Source organism: Pseudomonas sp. Sample_11 (assembly GCF_004307505.1).
Lineage (GTDB): Bacteria > Pseudomonadota > Gammaproteobacteria > Pseudomonadales > Pseudomonadaceae > Aquipseudomonas > Aquipseudomonas atacamensis.
Genome location: NZ_RCOD01000049.1, coordinates 331,221 through 348,980, shown reverse-complemented (window position 1 = coordinate 348,980; position 17,760 = coordinate 331,221). Strand labels below are relative to the sequence as shown.

At 61.0% G+C, this 17,760-nt stretch carries 17 protein-coding genes; 6 read left to right on the top strand and 11 right to left on the bottom strand.

The window, feature by feature from the left end:
* Window positions 1–152: 152 nt before the first annotated feature.
* The 3 genes from D8U60_RS14355 to D8U60_RS14345 form a co-directional block, all read right to left on the bottom strand.
* Window positions 153–1,076, bottom strand: a complete 924-nt coding sequence (locus tag D8U60_RS14355; protein WP_130900342.1) for an SdiA-regulated domain-containing protein — start codon at window positions 1,074–1,076, stop codon at window positions 153–155.
* Between the two features lie 314 nt (window positions 1,077–1,390).
* Complete coding sequence (locus D8U60_RS14350; RefSeq protein WP_024014705.1) at window positions 1,391–2,056, bottom strand: fumarylacetoacetate hydrolase family protein; 666 nt, start codon at window positions 2,054–2,056, stop codon at window positions 1,391–1,393.
* A 41-nt stretch (window positions 2,057–2,097) separates the two neighbouring features.
* The gene (locus D8U60_RS14345; RefSeq protein WP_130900341.1) at window positions 2,098–3,492 is read right to left on the bottom strand and encodes an FAD-binding oxidoreductase; all 1,395 of its coding nucleotides are present in this window, start codon (window positions 3,490–3,492) and stop codon (window positions 2,098–2,100) included.
* 205 nt (window positions 3,493–3,697) lie between these two features.
* Here D8U60_RS14345 and serA point away from each other — a divergent pair, with 205 nt between their 5' ends.
* Complete coding sequence (serA, locus tag D8U60_RS14335) at window positions 3,698–4,927, top strand: phosphoglycerate dehydrogenase (RefSeq protein WP_024014707.1); 1,230 nt, start codon at window positions 3,698–3,700, stop codon at window positions 4,925–4,927.
* Between the two features lie 123 nt (window positions 4,928–5,050).
* On the opposite strand, the gene D8U60_RS14330 is transcribed toward serA, so the two are convergent.
* A complete protein-coding gene (locus tag D8U60_RS14330; protein WP_024014708.1) occupies window positions 5,051–5,476 on the bottom strand; it encodes a DUF4399 domain-containing protein in 426 nt (141 codons plus the stop codon).
* Window positions 5,477–5,611: 135 nt separating this feature from the next.
* Between D8U60_RS14330 and D8U60_RS14325 the strand changes: the two genes are divergently transcribed.
* Window positions 5,612–6,178 carry a transporter substrate-binding domain-containing protein gene (locus D8U60_RS14325; protein WP_130900340.1) on the top strand — a complete coding sequence of 189 codons (567 nt, stop codon included), beginning with the start codon at window positions 5,612–5,614 and terminating at the stop codon, window positions 6,176–6,178.
* A 103-nt stretch (window positions 6,179–6,281) separates the two neighbouring features.
* On the opposite strand, the gene D8U60_RS14320 is transcribed toward D8U60_RS14325, so the two are convergent.
* Window positions 6,282–6,767, bottom strand: coding sequence for a DUF523 domain-containing protein (locus tag D8U60_RS14320; RefSeq protein WP_041476864.1), 486 nt, complete (start codon window positions 6,765–6,767; stop codon window positions 6,282–6,284).
* 2 nt (window positions 6,768–6,769) lie between these two features.
* Window positions 6,770–7,402, bottom strand: a complete 633-nt coding sequence (locus tag D8U60_RS14315; protein WP_122698626.1) for a 2OG-Fe(II) oxygenase — start codon at window positions 7,400–7,402, stop codon at window positions 6,770–6,772.
* A 108-nt stretch (window positions 7,403–7,510) separates the two neighbouring features.
* On the opposite strand from D8U60_RS14315, the gene D8U60_RS14310 reads away from it, so the two are divergent.
* Entirely contained in the window at window positions 7,511–8,245 is a 735-nt protein-coding gene (locus D8U60_RS14310; protein ID WP_130900339.1) for a DUF2059 domain-containing protein, read from the top strand.
* 91 nt (window positions 8,246–8,336) lie between these two features.
* On the opposite strand, the gene D8U60_RS14305 is transcribed toward D8U60_RS14310, so the two are convergent.
* Window positions 8,337–9,284 carry an alpha/beta hydrolase gene (locus D8U60_RS14305; protein WP_130900338.1) on the bottom strand — a complete coding sequence of 316 codons (948 nt, stop codon included), beginning with the start codon at window positions 9,282–9,284 and terminating at the stop codon, window positions 8,337–8,339.
* Between the two features lie 99 nt (window positions 9,285–9,383).
* Between D8U60_RS14305 and D8U60_RS14300 the strand changes: the two genes are divergently transcribed.
* On the top strand, window positions 9,384–9,962 hold the full coding sequence (locus D8U60_RS14300) for a DUF6436 domain-containing protein (RefSeq protein WP_024014714.1): 579 nt from the start codon (window positions 9,384–9,386) through the stop codon (window positions 9,960–9,962).
* A 102-nt stretch (window positions 9,963–10,064) separates the two neighbouring features.
* Window positions 10,065–12,473: a penicillin acylase family protein gene (locus D8U60_RS14295; RefSeq protein ID WP_130900337.1), complete on the top strand. Its 2,409-nt coding sequence runs from the start codon at window positions 10,065–10,067 to the stop codon at window positions 12,471–12,473.
* Between the two features lie 201 nt (window positions 12,474–12,674).
* Here the strand turns inward: D8U60_RS14295 and D8U60_RS14290 are convergent, their stop codons facing one another.
* On the bottom strand, window positions 12,675–13,640 hold the full coding sequence (locus D8U60_RS14290) for a GlxA family transcriptional regulator (protein WP_122698629.1): 966 nt from the start codon (window positions 13,638–13,640) through the stop codon (window positions 12,675–12,677).
* A gap of 311 nt (window positions 13,641–13,951) precedes the next feature.
* Between D8U60_RS14290 and D8U60_RS14285 the strand changes: the two genes are divergently transcribed.
* Window positions 13,952–14,593, top strand: a complete 642-nt coding sequence (locus D8U60_RS14285) for an HD domain-containing protein (protein ID WP_130900336.1) — start codon at window positions 13,952–13,954, stop codon at window positions 14,591–14,593.
* A 175-nt stretch (window positions 14,594–14,768) separates the two neighbouring features.
* On the opposite strand, the gene D8U60_RS14280 is transcribed toward D8U60_RS14285, so the two are convergent.
* The 3 genes from D8U60_RS14280 to potA are packed head-to-tail and all read right to left on the bottom strand — an operon-like array spanning window position 14,769 to window position 17,715.
* The gene (locus D8U60_RS14280) at window positions 14,769–15,659 is read right to left on the bottom strand and encodes an ABC transporter permease subunit (protein WP_024014718.1); all 891 of its coding nucleotides are present in this window, start codon (window positions 15,657–15,659) and stop codon (window positions 14,769–14,771) included.
* Window positions 15,656–16,537 carry an ABC transporter permease subunit gene (locus tag D8U60_RS14275; RefSeq protein WP_172834039.1) on the bottom strand — a complete coding sequence of 294 codons (882 nt, stop codon included), beginning with the start codon at window positions 16,535–16,537 and terminating at the stop codon, window positions 15,656–15,658. Before D8U60_RS14275 ends, D8U60_RS14280 begins: the two co-directional genes overlap by 4 nt.
* A 35-nt stretch (window positions 16,538–16,572) precedes the next feature.
* Window positions 16,573–17,715: a polyamine ABC transporter ATP-binding protein gene (gene potA / locus D8U60_RS14270; RefSeq protein ID WP_016772662.1), complete on the bottom strand. Its 1,143-nt coding sequence runs from the start codon at window positions 17,713–17,715 to the stop codon at window positions 16,573–16,575.
* Window positions 17,716–17,760 lie beyond the last annotated feature (45 nt).

Sequence of the window (17,760 nt, the reverse complement as noted above, 5' to 3'; positions counted from 1 at the left end):
ATATCACGCCTGTCTGAACTGAAGCTTAATGGCCACTTGCCCCAGACCACAAGCCAACCCGTGGAGCTGCCGAAGGCTGCGATCTCTTGATCTTGCTTTTGAAAGGCAAGATCAAAAGATCGCAGCCTGCGGCGGCTCCTACAGGGAAAGCATTACCGATGTTTTTCGAATCGGTAGAACAGGTTCGGTTCGCTGACCATGTACAGCGTGCCTTCCTCATCCATGGTCATGCCTTCGGCGCGGGGGATGGTGTCTTTCAGACCGTTGAAATTGCCGAGCAATGTCATGAAGCTGACTTGCTTGCCGGCTTCGTCCAGTTCCAGCAACAGGTGCGAATCGGCGGACAACACCAGCAGATGGCCAGTGCGCGGATCGACAGCCAGCGCCGACAGGTTGCGCAGATCCAGCTGATCGCTGGCCAGTTTCTGCTTGTCGCCCTGCAGGGTCTGGCCGCCATCGCTTTTCCACGTGAACAGCGCCGGGGGGCGTTCCTCCCCCAGAATAAGTCGCTGATTGCGCGGATCCCACGTGATGGCCTCAAAAGCCTTGTTCTGATCTTTCGACGGCCCGAGGTCGTATTTGGGGAAATCGGCGATGTTCAGCTCACGGGTCGCGGCATCGACCTTAACGATCGACAACGTATGCTCACGCTCATCGACAATGGCCAGCAAACCGTTTTCCATGACCGTCAAGCCTTCCGGATTGCTCCAGCCCACCAACGGCATCTTGCGCAAAACGTCGCCCTGAAGCGTCAGCTCGACCAGGAAGGCATTCTTGCCCATCACCGCAAACAGGGTCCTGGTCTGCGGGTTGTAGGCCAGATCCGAAGCTTCGTCCTTCTCCATGCCCGGCAGCGGCTTGGCATCGATCACCACCTGATAATCCGGCAGCCACACGCTCTCCTTCTGCTCTGCCTTGCTCTCGAAGCGCTCCAGCACCCACAGCACGCCGCGATCATCCCAATGCATGGCGAACGCCAGCCCATAGGCTGCGGCGATGACCAGCAACAGCCAGACATACCAGCGGAGGACGAAGCGCGAACGGCAGGTGGTTTTTTGCTGAGTTGAAGATGCCATCAAGGGATGCGTTCCGTTAATTCAGGCCAAGGGTAATAGCACAAAGAGGCCGGCTGAGACGCCAGAATCGCGGAAATTATCCAGAGAGGATGTGAAAAAAACGGCAAATGGCGGGATTGCCGTGTGCATTTGCCAGCAGCAACACATTACAGATATGGAATGGCCCTTGTGGCGAGGGGATTTATCCCCGTTGGACTGCGCAGCAGGCCCCTCTTTAAGATCAAGAGGGGCCCGCTTCGCGCGCCAACGGGGCGGTGCGACGTTTCGCTAAACCCCCTCACCACAAAGCTCACCCCCTGCAAGGGGTTCTGCGGTTAGCGCACGCTGCTGCTGAAGCTGCTCGCCCCCGGCAGTTCGAGGACGATTTCATCGCCGACGTTCAGCGGGCCGACGCCCACTGGCGTGCCGGTGAGGATCACGTCGCCGGCTTGCAGCGAGAAGCAGCCGGCCATGTGCTGGATCATCGGCACGATCGGGTTGAGCATCGCGCTGCTGTTGCCGTCCTGGCGCACTTCGCCGTTGATGGTCAGGCGGATGCCGATGTCGGTCAGGTCAGCGAAGGTGCTGCCGACCACGAACGGCGCGATCACCGCCGCGCCGTCGAACGACTTGGCGATTTCCCACGGCAGGCCCTTGGCTTTCAGCTCGGCCTGCTTGTCGCGCAGGGTCAGGTCCAGCGCCGGGGCGAAGCCGGAGATCGCATCGAGGACTTCTTCACGGCTCGGCTTGGTCGACAGGGGCTTGCCGATCAACACGGCGATTTCCGCTTCGTAGTGCACCGAACCACGCTCGGTCGGAATGCTGAACCCGCCTTCCAGCGGCACCACGCAACTGCCCGGCTTGATGAACAGCAGCGGCTCGGTCGGCACCGGATTGTCCAGTTCCTTGGCGTGCTCGGCGTAATTGCGGCCAATGCACACGACTTTCCCGATCGGGAAGTGAATGCGCGTGCCGTCGACGTACTGGTGCTGATAGCTCATTTACCGACTCCTGCCTTTATTGATTCAACAGAGATTACCGATCAAACCGGGAAAATCTTGCCCGGGTTCATGATGCCGTTCGGGTCGAACACTGCCTTGACCGCTTTCATGTACTCGATCTCGGCCGGCGAGCGGCTGTAGGTCAGGTAATCACGCTTGGTCATACCGACGCCGTGCTCGGCCGAGATCGAGCCGTTGTACTTCTCGACGGTTTCGAACACCCACTTGTTGACGGTGGCGCACTTGGCGAAGAACTCGTCCTTGCTCAGGTTTTCCGGCTTGAGGATGTTCAGGTGCAGATTGCCGTCGCCGATGTGGCCGAACCAGACGATTTCGAAATCCGGGTAGTGCTCGCCAACGATCGCGTCGATTTCGCGCAGGAACGCCGGCACTTTCGAGACGGTAACCGAGATGTCGTTCTTGTACGGCGTCCAGTGGGAAATGGTTTCGGAGATGTACTCGCGCAGCTTCCACAGATTGTGCAGCTGGGTTTCGCTCTGGCTCATCACGCCGTCGAGCACCCAGCCCTGTTCTACGCAGTGTTCGAAGGTTTCCAGCGCGCTGTTGGCCACCTCTTCGGTGGTCGCTTCGAATTCCAGCAGGGCATAGAACGGGCACTCGGTCTCGAACGGCTTCGGCACGTCACCACGGCCCATGACCTTGGCCAGGGCCTTGTCGGAGAAGAATTCGAACGCGGTCAGGTCGAGTTTGCCCTGGAAGGCGTGCAGCACCGGCATGATCGAATCGAAATCGGCGGTGCCGAGGACCATGGCGGTGAGGTTTTTCGGCGCGCGATCGAGGCGCATGGTCGCTTCGACGACGAAACCGAGCGTACCTTCGGCGCCGATGAACAGCTGACGCAGGTCGTAACCGGTAGCGTTCTTGATCAGGTCCTTGTTCAGCTCGAGCACGTCGCCCTTGCCGGTGACGACTTTCATGCCGGCCACCCAGTTGCGGGTCATGCCGTAGCGAATCACTTTGATCCCGCCGGCATTGGTGCCGATATTGCCGCCAATCTGACTGGAACCCGCCGAGGCGAAGTCGACCGGATAGTAAAGGCCGTTTTCCTCGGCGACGTTCTGCAGATGCTCAGTGACCACACCCGGCTGGCAGACGGCGGTGCGGTCGGTGAGGTTGACGTCGAGAATCTGGTTCATGTAATCGAACGAAACCACCACTTCGCCATTGGCCGCCACTGCTGCGGCGGACAGCCCGGTGCGCCCGCCGGATGGCACCAGCGCAATTTTGTGGGTATTGGCCCAACGCACCACGGCCTGCACTTGCTCGATGGTCTTGGGAAACACGATGGCGCTCGGCGCCGGGGCGAAGTGCTTGGTCCAATCCTTGCCGTAAGTGTTCAGGGAGTCGGCGTCAGTGAGGACTTTGCCAGGCTCAACCAGGGTCTTCAGTTCATCAATCAGCGCAGGATTGGTCATCGACAGAACTCTCGAACAATTCATGGTCATCCTGAGAACGCTTCACGTCGCAGGAATGAGTGTTTAGCGGGGTGGCTATGCTAGCATACCGACCCCGCAGGACAGTGCCCAAGGCCAGATCTGCGGTGACGGCTTTGTTGCCGTGCGGGTCAGCTCCAGGCTGCTCCCTCCCTGCCATTTTTCTCCGGGATACAGGTTTACGCAGATGAGCAAGACTTCTCTCGATAAGAGCAAGATCAAGTTCCTTCTTCTCGAAGGCGTCCACCAATCGGCTGTCGACGTCCTCAAGGCGGCGGGCTACACCAGCATCGAATACCTGACTGGTTCCTTGCCGGAAGCCCAGCTCAAGGAAAAGATTGCTGACGCTCACTTCATCGGCATTCGCTCGCGCACGCAACTGACCGAAGAGATCTTCGATCACGCGAAGAAACTGGTCGCGGTCGGCTGTTTCTGCATCGGTACCAACCAGGTTGACCTCAGCGCGGCCCGCGAGCGCGGTATCGCCGTGTTCAACGCGCCGTACTCCAACACCCGTTCCGTAGCCGAGCTGGTACTGGCCGAAGCGATCCTGCTGCTGCGCGGCATCCCTGAGAAGAATGCATCCTGCCACCGTGGCGGCTGGATCAAGTCCGCCGCCAACTCGTTCGAGATCCGTGGCAAGAAGCTGGGCATCGTCGGCTACGGCTCGATCGGTACGCAGCTGTCGGTGCTGGCTGAAGGTCTGGGCATGCAAGTGTTCTTCTATGACACAGTGACCAAGCTGCCGCTGGGCAACGCCACGCAGGTCAACAACCTGCACGAGCTGCTGGGCATGTCTGACATCGTCACCCTGCACGTCCCGGAAACCGCCGCCACTCAGTGGATGATCGGCGAGAAGGAAATCCGCGCCATCAAAAAGGGCGGCATCCTGATCAACGCCGCGCGCGGTACCGTGGTTGAGCTCGACGCCCTGGCGGACGCGATCAAGGACAAGCACCTGATCGGCGCGGCCATCGACGTTTTCCCGGTGGAGCCCCGCTCCAACGACGAAGAGTTCGAAAGCCCGCTGCGTGGCCTCGACAACGTGATCCTGACCCCGCACATCGGTGGCTCGACCGCCGAAGCGCAAGCCAACATCGGTCTGGAAGTGGCGGAAAAACTGGTCAAGTACAGCGACAACGGTACTTCGGTGTCGTCGGTCAACTTCCCGGAAGTGGCCCTGCCGGCTCACCCTGGCAAGCACCGCCTGCTGCACATCCACGAGAACATCCCGGGTGTGATGAGCGAGATCAACAAGGTTTTCGCCGAAAACGGCATCAACATCTCCGGTCAGTTCCTGCAGACCAACGAGAAAGTCGGTTACGTGGTGATCGACGTCGACGCCGAATACTCGGAGCTGGCGCAAGAGAAACTGCAACACGTCAACGGCACTATCCGTAGCCGTGTTCTCTTCTGAAGAAGCAGCGGCAAGCTTCAAGCTACTAGCGGCAAGTGAACAGCGCTTTTGCTTTACCTTGCCGCTTGCAGCTAGCCACTTGAAGCTGAATTAAAAAAGGGAGCCCCGCAGGGCTCCCTTTTTTTATTTCACGTTGACCGTGATTTTTTCCGAAACGATCGATGGGTCGAACGGCATGTGGCCGCTGTCGCCGAGGATCAGTTGCAAGGTGTGTTTGCCCGGGGCCAGTTTGATCGTGGCTTCGGTCTGCGCCTTGCCGAAATGCATGTGGTGCGCGTCAGTCGGGATCGGCGCGCCTTCGGCCGGCAAATCATCGACGTCGATCAGCAGATGATGGTGGCCGGTGTTCTTGGTGGTGTCACCCGCCGGGGCCAGCGCGATGTTCTTGACGCCGAACTTGACCTTGAATTCCTGCGAGACGGTGGCGCCGTCCTCGGGAGAAACGATGAACACTTCAGCATCCTTCGGCGCCGGTGTCGCCGCACTGGCCAGCACCGAAACACCCATCAGCACACCGGCCAACGCTGCACGTGACAAAAAGCTTTTCATTTTCTTCTCCAGTTTTTCCGTAAAATCCGCACGGTCATGACAACTTCATGACCATTCGTTGTCGAAGGCACTCGACAACCATAGCAAAGCGAGCCTGAATCAGAGCGTCGCGATAATGATTTCAAAGGAGTGACCATGCGCCTGCTGCCTGGCCTGATCTGCCTGCTACCCCTTCTGAGCCCGCTGGCTCACGCCGAACTGATTGATGACGTCAACGACCGTGGCGAGCTGCGCATAGCCCTTGAGGCTAATACACCGCCCTTCAATTACAAGGAGGGCGACACCCTCACGGGGTTCGAGGTCGAGCTTGGGCAACTGATCGCCAACGAACTGGATGTACGCGCCGACTTCATCGTCACCGACGAGGGCGACCTGCTCCAGGGCGTTGAAAGCGGCAAGTACGACGTCGCGCTCAACCACATAGCACTGACACCCGAACTCAAGGATCGTTTCGACTTCAGCGAGCCGTACGGCGAGGTCGACGGGCAGTTGCTGGCGAAGAAGGACGAGACGCCGCGGCCGATGGTGCTGGTGCAGGCGTTGACCGAAGCGAAGCCGAAAGCGGCAGCGCCGGTCGAGCTGGCGATCCCGTTTCAGAAGGGTAATCCGGCATTTCAGGCCAGCCTCAAGAGCGCGCTGCAGCGGATCAAAGACGACGGACGCCTGGCGGCGCTGTCGAAGAAGTGGTTCAACGAACCGTAGGAGCTGCCCCAGGCTGCGATCTTTTGATGTCGATTTTGAAGATCAAAAGATCGCAGCCTCGTTTCACTCGTCAGCTCCTACAGTTGGATTTGCGATGAAGCTTTTAATCGAGTCGGGCCAGGGCCTGCGCGGCTTGCGGCAGCTCAAGCTCACTGAAAACCCGAACCCCATGACGCTTGAGCAACGCCGCCGTCACCCCTTCGCCACTGACTTTAACCCCACTGAAGGTGCCGTCATACGTCAGCAGATTCCCGCAAGAAGGACTGTTGGCCTTGAGCACCGCCACCCGAATGCCGTGCTTTTGCACCAGTTCCAGCGCTTGCCGTGCACCCTCGAGAAACTGCGCGCTGACATCCTCGCCATCGGTAGTGATCACAGCAGCAGTGCCATCCAGCACCTCACCGCCCTGCCCGCCAGGAATCTCCGCCGCCGCCCGCGGCGTCGGCAATCCACCCGCCACCTCAGGACACAACGGCACCACGCGCCCTTCTTCGATCCACTGCTCAAGCAGATCAAACGGCCCGCTCGCACCACCGTCATAACGCACGCGATGGCCCAACAGGCAGCGACTGACCAGGATCTTTTCCATGTTCAGAACGGCTCGTTGCCACGGCGACGGAACCAGCCAGTCAGCGACAGGCGCTCGCGATGGGCCGGCATCACTTCGTGGGGCACTTCGCCGGAGAGAAACACCACCAGGCAGCCGCCGGTCGGCTGTACGTCATGCACACGTTCCTCGCCCAGGTACATGCGCAACTGGCCACCGTCCTCCGGCAACCAGGCCTCGTTGAGGTAGATGACGGCCGAGACCATGCGCCGGTCATCATCGCGAAAGCGGTCGAGGTGCTTGAGGTAAAACGCGCCGGGCGGGTACAGGGCGAAATGGCATTCGAAATCCTCAAGCCCCAGAAACAGACCGCGATTGAGTGCCTCGCGCAGACTGTCCATCAGGCTCAGGTAGCGGTCAGTGGCGTCGGCCTGACCCGGATCGATCCACTGGATGTGATCGCCGCGAATACCCTCGCGAATCTCCGAAAACGGCCCGCGACCGACCGCTGCCGGCGCCAGCTCACCTTCGGCTTCACGTTTACGGCACTCGGCCGCCAGCGCCCGGGTCAGATCGGCGGGCAGGAAGATGTTCTGCTGCGACCAGCCGTGTTCGGCCAGGTCGTCGACAATGCGTAACAGCAGCGGGTGTTCAGAGGATATCGGCATGGCGCGCATAGTATGCCGACGGCAACAAATCCGACAGAGCCACGCAGCGCCTTGCTACGAATTCTCGACAAGTACCGGCACCGCACGGACAATAGTCCGCTGCTGACAGGAGTCCCTATGCGCCGTTTGCTTTTTTCACTGTTGATGTTCTGCGTATTGCCCGCCTGGGCGGACGGCTTTGATCAGTTGTACAAGGTCGCCGGCTGGCCAGAACAACGCGCGCATTTCAACGATGCCCTGAGCGCCGCCCAGCAGCGCTATCAGAACAGCCTGCCGCCTGCGGTGTTTCAGGCGCTGGTCAACAACAGCAATCAACGCTTTGCCGCGCAGGCCATGGATCAGCGTGCCGAAGCGCAACTGCGGCAGAAACTCGCCGACCCGAAACCGGCACTGACCTTCTTCCAGTCACCACTGGGCAAGAAAATCGTCGCCGCCGAATTGCTCGCAACCCGTCGCGATCAACTGGCAAAAAATGCCCAGGGCCTGCCGAAGATGCAGGCAAGCGACAGTCGCTTGCTGATCATCGGCCATCTCGCCCAAGCCCTGCCAGCCCGTGAGGCGGGCGCCGAGGTCAGCCTGGCGATTGCCGGCGTAGCGGCGGACAGCTTGAGTTCGATGATCCCGGGACTGCTCGGCGGTGGACAGGCGCAGGGCATGTTGAACGGTCAGCGCCAGCGGCTGATGGATCAGATCGGCGCCGATCTGAACAACACGTTGCTCTACGTCTATCGCGACTTGTCGGATGAAGAGCTGGAAGAGTTTGCGACGTTTGCCGAGTCGACCGAGGGCAAGGCTTATTACCAGGCGGCGCTGGCGGCGATTCGGGCGGGGTTGGCGGTCGGCCAACCTTAAAAGATCGCAGCCTTCGGCAGCTCCTACATTGAAACGCGTCCCCCTGTAGGAGCTGCCGAAGGCTGCGATCTTTTGATCTTGCCTTAACGCTTCAGAGATTCCGGCCCCTGATCCGCTTGCTCAAGAATTCGAAATACTCCTCACGCATCTCCGCCGTTTCATTGGCCAGGTGATGCCGTGCCTCGGCCAGCAGCAGAATCTGCGGCCGGTCGAACTTCCATTTCAACACCTGCAGATTGTGCTGCCAGTCGACTGTCATGTCCGCCTGCCCCTGAATGATCAGCGGCCGTCGCGGACTTTTTTTCGCGTGCTCGACGCGGATGATCCAGCGCGACAGCGCGCCCACCCATTTCGTCGGCAGGCGCCTTGGCTGTAACGGATCGGCCTGCAGAAACGGCAGGAAATCCGGATCGTTGGAATTCTCGCTAAAGCGTCGCACCACGCCGCGCACAAACGGCCGCAGCAGGTAATAACTCAACTGCGACCAGCCCCACGCCCTCGGTCGCACCAACGGCGCCAGCAAAATCACTTGCCCCTGCGCCGGGCTGTTCTCGCCATGGTTGAGCAGGTGATCGACGACAATCGCGCCACCGGTGCTTTGCCCGCACAAATGCCAAGGCTGCGGCAGCGCGATCGAGTTCGCTTCAGCGAACAGCGCCTGCAACACATCCTGGTATTCAGCGAAATCACGAATGCTTGCCCGTGGCCCGCTCGACAATCCGTGGCCCGGCAAGTCGCAGGCGATCACGGCGAAATCCTGATCCAGCGCCCACTCGATCACATGCCGGTACAGGCCGATGTGATCGTAGTAACCATGCAGCAGAAACAGCGTCGCCCTGACCTTCTCCGGCCACCAGCAATGGCTGACCAGCTCGTAGCCATCGACTTCGAAACGACCCATGCCGCGCCAGACATCGCGCTCGGCGAAGTCGGTCTTGTAGAAGCGCTGATAAGCCTTCGCCTCATCCGATAACGGCTGCCACTCGGCCAATGGCTTGAGGCTCGCGCGTAAATGATCGGGCTCGAAAGTATCAGGCATGCGCACATTCCAAAGCGGTAAACGGACTTTATCGGCCTGCGATATTCATCTGTAGAGGCAGACATGGCAAGCTAGCCGGCCTTTCGAGGATCGAAAACCATGCGTTCGCCCTACCGCACCGCACTGTTCGCCAGCCTGCTCGCGCTGATCTGCGCCGGGGTGCTGTGGGCGGCGTATGACTGGTTTCAGGGCCGCTATCTGCGCGCGTTCAGCGAACATACGGCGGTATTTTCCGGCGACCCGCTGCGCCTGCCGGACAACCTCGCCGGGCCGGGCAATATCCGCCTGGTGCACTTCTGGGACCCGGCCTGCCCATGCAACGTCGGCAATCAACAGCACCTGAGCGAGATGGTCGAACAGTTCGGCCCTCGCGGCGTGGAGTTCTTCGCCGTGCAAAAGCCCGGCAGCCACGGCCAGTTGCCCGCCACCCTCGCCAGCCTGAAAACCATCATCGTCCTGCCCGGCGCCGAACAGATCCCCGCCAGCCCCGCCGTGGCGATCTGGGATCGCAGCGGCAAACTCGCCTACTTCGGCCCGTACAGCGAAGGCCTGACCTGCAACTCCAGCAACAGCTTTATCGAACCGATCCTGCATGCGCTGACGGAAGATCGCCCGGTGAATGCCACGCATACCTTGGCGGTGGGTTGTTATTGCCCGTGGCCGGCGGACGCGAAGTAAGGCATTCCGGACTTTTCAAGGACAGCGCTGCACCGCACAGATGCTCTGTGCTAAATGTTTGCAGCCCGACGGGCGGCCTTTTCGCCTGCACAAGGAGTCACCATGAAGCGTGCGTTGATCGTCGTTGCCTTGCTCATCGTTGTCCTGCTCGGCGCCGCCGGCGGGTATATCTACAGCAAGCAGCCGACGCGCCAGGGCCAGGTCGAGCTGCGCAATCTGCAAGGCTCGGTGACCGTGCGCTATGACGAGCGCGGTGTGCCGCATATCCGCGCCGAGAACGAAACCGACCTCTATCGCGCCCTCGGTTATGTGCACGCGCAGGACCGCTTGTTCCAGATGGAAGCCATGCGCCGCCTCGCCCGGGGCGAGCTGGCCGAAGTGCTCGGGCCGAAACTGCTCGACACCGACAAACTGTTTCGCAGCCTGCGCATTCGCGAGCGCGCGGCCAGTTACGTCGCCAGCCTCGACAAGCAGTCACCGGCGTGGAAGGGCCTGCAAGCCTATCTGGACGGCATCAACCAATATCAGGACAGCCACGCCGCGCCGATCGAATTCGACGTGCTGGGCATCCCCAAGCGGCCGTTCACTGCCGAAGACAGCATCAGCGTCGCCGGTTACATGGCCTATAGCTTTGCCGCCGCATTTCGCACCGAGCCGCTGCTGACCTACGTGCGCGATCAGCTCGGCGCCGATTACCTCAATGTCTTCGATCTCGACTGGCAGGCCAAAGGCGTTCTGGCCACCGATCACACCCGCCACGCACCGGCCCTCGCCGCCGGCGACTGGCAGGACCTCACCGCCCTCGCCCGCCTCAGCGAACAGGCGCTGCTCGACAACGGCCTGCCGCAGTTCGAAGGCAGTAACGCCTGGGTGATTGCCGGCAGCCGCAGCCAGAGTGGCAAGCCGTTGCTGGCCGGCGATCCGCATATTCGTTTCTCGGTGCCGTCGGTGTGGTACGAGGCGCAGCTGTCGGCGCCGGGTTTCGAGTTGTACGGCCATCATCAGGCACTGGTGCCGTTCGCGTTTCTGGGGCACAACCTCGATTTCGGCTGGAGCCTGACCATGTTCCAGAACGACGATCTCGACCTGATCGCCGAGAAGGTCAACCCGGCCAATCCCAATCAGGTCTGGTATCGCGGTCAGTGGACCGACATGCTCGTCAGCGAACAACAGATCAATGTAAAGGGGCAGGCGCCGGTGACGCTCACCTTGCGCCAGTCCCCGCATGGGCCAATCGTCAACGACGCCCTCGGCAGCGCTGCCGGAAAAACACCAATCGCGATGTGGTGGGCCTTCCTCGAAACACCCAACCCGATCCTCGACGGCTTCTACCAGCTCAACCGCGCCGACACCTTGGCCAAGGCCCGCGCGGCAGCGGCCAAGGTGCAGGCGCCGGGCCTGAATCTGGTGTACGCCAACGCCAAGGGCGATATCGCCTGGTGGGCCTCGGCCCTGCTGCCCAAACGTCCGGCCGGGGTGAAACCGGGCTTCATCCTCGACGGCAGCACGCCCGAGGCGGACAAGGACGGCTACTATCCGTTCAGCGCCAACCCGCAGGAAGAGAACCCGGCGCGCGGCTATATCGTCTCGGCCAACTTCCAGCCCGTGTCGCCGACCGGCATGGAGATCCCCGGTTACTACAACCTTGCCGATCGCGGTCAGCAGCTTGACCGTCAGCTCAGCGACAACCGGGTGAAGTGGAGCAACGAGGCCAACCAGAAACTGCAACTGGGCACGGCGACCGGTTACGGCCCGCGTCTGTTGGCGCCGCTGTTGCCGGTGTTGCGTGAGGTGGTCAGTGATCCGGCGCAGCTGAAACTGGTCGAGCAACTGGCGCAGTGGCCGGGCGACTATCCGCTGAATTCGATCAGCGCGACGCTGTTCAACCAGTTCCTCTACGACCTTGCCGATGCGGCGATGCGCGATGAGTTGGGCAATGACTTCTTCGAGACACTGCTGTCGACGCGGGTAATCGATTCGGCGTTGCCACGCTTGGCGGCCAAGGCGGATTCACCGTGGTGGGACAATCGCAGCACGCCGGCCAAAGAAACCCGCGCCGATGTCGTGCGCACGGCGTGGGCGGCAAGCATGGCGCATCTGAAACTGACCCTCGGCGATAACGTGGCCGGTTGGCAGTGGGGCGCGGCGCACACCCTGACCCACGGCCATCCGCTGGGGCAGCAGAAGCCGCTGGATCGCCTGTTCAACGTCGGCCCGTTCGCAGCGCCGGGCAGCCACGAAGTGCCGAACAACCTCTCGGCGAAGATCGGCCCGGCACCATGGCCGGTGACCTATGGACCGTCGACCCGACGCCTGGTGGATTTCGCCGATCCGGTGCATGGCCTGACGATCAACCCGGTCGGCCAGAGTGGCGTACCGCTGGACAGTCACTATGACGACCAGGCCGAGGCGTATGTGGAGGGGATTTATGTGCAGGCGCATTTCAGTGAGGAAGAGGTGCTGGCGAATACGCGCAGCACGTTGAAGCTGCTGCCTGCGCGCAAGCCCTGAAGAGCCCCTCACCCTAGCCCTCTCCCAGAGGGAGAGGGGACCGATTGGGGGATATTCATGAGAAACGCCGACGTGAAAGATTGGCGCCGAATCCATAATCGATAAGGTCTTTCAGGTCGATGTAACACGCCAGACACTGCAGTCGGCTCCCTCTCCCTCTGGGAGAGGGCTGGGGTGAGGGCTTTCGAGCTCAAGCCCGGATCAAACATTCAGCGCAAAATTCATCCGAAACTGCTGCGGCGTCACGCCTAATCTGCGGTTGAACACACTGCGCATATGCTGCGCATCACGAAACCCGCACTGATAGGCCACGGTCTTCAGCGGCGCCGTGGTGCTTTCCAGCATGACCCGCGCCGCATCCACCCGCGCCCGTTCGACAAACTCCGCCGGGGTCACTTTCGCTTCCCGCGCAAACACCCGCGAGAAATTGCGCGCACTCATGTTCGCCGCATTGGCCAGATCGGCGATCGTCAGATCGCCAGTGAGATTGGCCAGCACATACAACTGCACCAGCGCCACCGCTGACGTCGGCTCGGCATGCGGCGTGAGGAACGGGCTGAACTGCGATTGCCCGCCCGAGCGCTGGGTGAACACCACCAGCCGTTTCGCCACACTCAGCGCGACCTCGGCACCGTGGTCGCGCGCCAGCAGGTACAGCGACAGATCGATGCCCGCGGTGACCCCGGCCGAGGTGTAGAGCGCGCCGTCCTCGACATACAGGCGATCCGCCTCGACCCGCGTGGTCGGGCACAACTGCGCCAACGCCTCGGCATCGTTCCAGTGCGTGGTGACAGTGCGCCCCTCGAGCAAACCGGCGCGGGCGAGCATGAACGCGCCATTGCAGATCGAGCCGAAACGCCGGGCGCGGCCACAGGCTTCACGCAGCCAGGCATCGAACGTGGGGCCAAAATCCATGAACGGCAATTGCGGGCCACCGGCGACCAGCAACAGGTCAGGGCTATCCTTTGCTTCGCTGAAGTGGCAGTGGGCATTCAGGCTCATGCCGTTGGAACAGGCCATCGGTCCATGCTCGACGCCGATCACTTGCAAGCGATAGTGATCCTGCGGCGCAAGAAAGCGGTTGGCTTCGGCGAACACGTCCATCGGGCCGCTGACGTCCAGTGACTGCACGCCGGGGAACACCACAATGGCGACGGATTTGTTCATGACTCAAACGTCCTCGATCCTTTGGCAAACACACAAACCCGTGGGAGCGAGCTTGCTCGCGAAGAGGCCAACACACGCAACATAGCTGTCGAATGAGAAACCGCTTTCGCGAGCAAGCTCGCTCCCACATGGGCCATGTCCAACTGGTTGATCGAGCTAACCCTGGCCAGCCCACACCCGACAAGTGAGCTTGGCACGATTTGCAGGTGCAATGGCAAGGATCGCAGCCATGACTCGATTGTTCGCTTGGCGCGCGGGGAACAGACTTTCTCCAGCAGCGCCACGACGGCGTTTTCGACGAGGAAACCGTTATGACCAGCACCATCGCCGGCATCAAGATCCCTGACAGCGCCCTCGTCCGGGCCACCACCGAATACATCCGCGACATCGAATCCGACCTGCTTTATCACCACTCGCGCCGGGTGTTTCTGTTCGGTGCCTTGAGCGGCGAGCGCCAGCAATTGGCCTATAACCCGGAGCTGCTGTATGTCGGCGCGATGTTCCACGACCTTGGTCTGGTCGCAGGTCATCGCAGCGATGACGAGCGCTTCGAAGTGGACGGCGCGAATGCCGCCGCAGCCTTTCTCAAGCCGTACGGGCTGAGCGACGACGACATCGAGCAGGTGTGGCTGTCGATCGCATTGCACACCACGCCGGGCGTACCCAGGCATCTGCGCCCGACCGTCGCGCTGGTCACAGCCGGGGTGGAGATGGACGTGCTGGGCATGGACTACGCGGCGTTCAGCAGCGTGCAGCGCGAAGCGGTGGTGCATGCGCATCCACGTGGGGAAGGTTTCAAGGAGTGCATCATCTGCGCGTTCGCCGATGGCTTGCGTCATCGCCCGCAGACCACGTTTGGCAATGTGAAGACTGATGTGCTGGTGGATCAGGAGCCGGGGTTCAAACCGATGAATTTCGTCGAGGTCATCCGCCAGTCTCCCTGGACTGCTTAAAACCAGATTTGGAATCTGGGCCCTGTGGCGAGGGGATTTATCCCCGTTGGGTTGCGAAGCGACCCCAAAAAAAAGGCCTGCTGCGCAGTCCATCGGGGATAAATCCCCTCACCACAAAAGCCCGCTCCCACATTTTGATTTGGGTTGGCCTCGGGAATGAAACCAACCCGCCGGCTCACACAGTCTGTGGCGCAGGCGCCCGACGTGCGTCCGGTTGCTTCCACGAATCAGCCGCGCTTTCTTCGATGGCTTGCTGGATGGCTTTCTTGCGGGCTTCTTCGGCGCGGCGGCTGAAGAACCAGACGAGGAAGGTCACCAGCGACACCGCCAGCAGAATCAGGCTGGCCACGGCGTTGATTTCCGGTTTCACACCCAGGCGCACGGCCGAGAACACTTCCATCGGCAGCGTCGTCGAACCCGGGCCGGACACGAAGCTCGCCAGCACCAGGTCATCCAGCGACAGCGCGAACGACATCATGCCGCCCGCCGCCAGCGACGGCGCGATCATCGGGATGGTGATCAGGAAGAACACCTTCCACGGCCGCGCGCCCAAGTCCATCGCCGCCTCTTCGATCGACAGGTCCAGCTCACGCAAGCGCGCCGACACCACCACCGCCACATACGCCGCGCAGAACGTGGTGTGGGCGATCCAGATGGTGACGATGCCGCGCTCCTGCGGCCAGCCGATCATCTGCGCCATGGCCACGAACAGCAGCAACAGCGACAGACCGGTGATCACTTCCGGCATCACCAGTGGTGCAGTCACCAGGCCGCCGAACAGCGTGCGGCCCTTGAAGTGGGTGATGCGCGTCAGCACGAACGCGGCCAGGGTACCCAATGCCACCGCAGCAACCGCGGTGTAGCAGGCGATTTCCAGCGAGCGCAGCACCGAGCCCATCAGTTGCGAGTTGTCGAGCAGGCCGACGTACCACTTGATCGACCAGCCACCCCACACCGTCACCAGTTTCGAGGCGTTGAACGAGTAGATCACCAGGATCAGCATCGGCAGATAGATGAACAGCAGACCCAATACCAGCATCAGGCTGGAGAAACGGAAGCGTTTCATTCTTTACCCTCCATTTCCTTGGCCTGACTGCGGTTGAACAGGATGATCGGCACAATCAGGATCGCCAGCATCACCACCGCCAGCGCAGACGCCACCGGCCAGTCGCGGTTGTTGAAGAATTCTTGCCACAACACCTTACCGATCATCAGGGTTTCCGGGCCGCCGAGCAGTTCCGGGATCACGAACTCGCCGACCACAGGAATGAATACCAGCATGCAGCCGGCGATGATGCCGTTCTTGGACAATGGAATGGTGATCTTCCAGAAGCTGTTGAACGTGCTCGAACCCAGATCGGACGCGGCTTCCAGCAGACTCTGATCGTGTTTGACCAGGTTGGCGTACAGCGGCAGGATCATGAACGGCAGGTACGAATAGACAATCCCGATGTACACCGCCAGGTTGGTGTTGAGGATCTGCAGTGGCTCGTCGATCAGGCCCATGCTCATCAGGAACCCGTTGAGCAGGCCGTTGTTGCTGAGGATGCCCATCCACGCGTAGACGCGGATCAGGATCGCCGTCCAGGTCGGCATCATGATCAGCAGTACCAGCACCGTTTGCAGCTCTTTCCGGGCAGTGGCGATGGCATAGGCCATCGGGTAACCGATCAGCAGGCAGAGCACGGTGCTGATAAAGGCCATTTTCAGCGAACCGAGGTACGCCGCGATGTACAACTCGTCGCCGGCCAGCAACGCGTAGTTGCCCAGGTTCAACAGCAGCTGCAGCTTCTGCTCGGCGTAGGTGTAGATCTCGGTGTAAGGCGGGATCGCCACGTCGGCTTCGGCGAAGCTGATCTTCAGGACGATGAAGAACGGCAGCATGAAGAACAGGAACAGCCAGATGAACGGCACCCCGATGACCAGCTGCCGGCCATTGGGGATGATTCGGTTTATACGGCGTTTGAATTTGCGCATGTTCATGAGCGAAGTACCACGCCGCTATCGTCTTCCCACCACACGTAGACCTGATCGCCCCAGGTCGGACGCGCGCCGCGACGTTCGGCGTTGGCGACGAACGACTGCACCAGTTTGCCGCTCGGCAATTCGACGTAGAACACCGAGTGCCCGCCCAGATAGGCGATGTCGTGGACCTTGCCGCTCGACCAGTTGTATTCGCAGGTCGGCATGTCGGCGGTGACCAGCAGTTTTTCCGGGCGAATCGCGTAGGTGACCGACTTGTCCTGCACCGAGGTGCTGATGCCGTGGCCGACGTAGATCTGCCGGTCGAGGTCCTTGCAGGTGATGGTCGCGTGGCCTTCGGCGTCGTCGATCACTTCGCCTTCGAAGATGTTGACGTTGCCGATGAATTCGCAGACCAGACGGCTGGTCGGGGTTTCGTAGATGTCGATCGGGCTACCAATCTGCGCGATCCAACCGAGGTGCATGATCGCGATGCGCTCGGCCATGGTCATGGCCTCTTCCTGGTCGTGGGTCACCATCACGCAGGTCACGCCGACGCGCTCGATGATTTCCACCAGTTCCAGTTGCATCTGCGAACGCAGTTTCTTGTCCAGTGCGCCCATCGGTTCGTCGAGCAGCAACAGCTTCGGGCGCTTGGCCAGCGAACGGGCCAGGGCCACACGCTGACGCTGACCGCCGGACAGTTGATGCGGCTTGCGCTTGGCGTACTGGCTCATCTGCACCAGCTTGAGCATCTCGGCCACGCGGGCGTCGATTTCAGCCTTGGGAATCTTGTCCTGCTGCAGGCCGAAGGCAATGTTCTGCGCCACGGTCATGTGCGGGAACAAAGCGTAGGACTGAAACATCATGTTGATCGGACGGTCGTACGGCGGCATGTCGGTGATGTCGACGCCGTCGAGGAAAATCCGCCCTTCCGTGGGCCGTTCGAAGCCTGCAAGCATCCGTAGCAAGGTGGATTTGCCCGATCCCGAACCGCCGAGCAGGGCAAAAATTTCGCCCTTCTTGATTTCCAGGGACACGTCGTCCACGGCAATCGTCTCGTCGAACTTCTTCGTGACCCGGTCGATTTTGACCAGCACCTGTTTTGGTGTCTGGTCGCCCTCGAGGGCTTTCTTGTAGGCGCCGGAGGCAACTGCCATTTACGAAACTCCCAACAGAAGCAGCAGTTCGCCCCGCAAGACGAA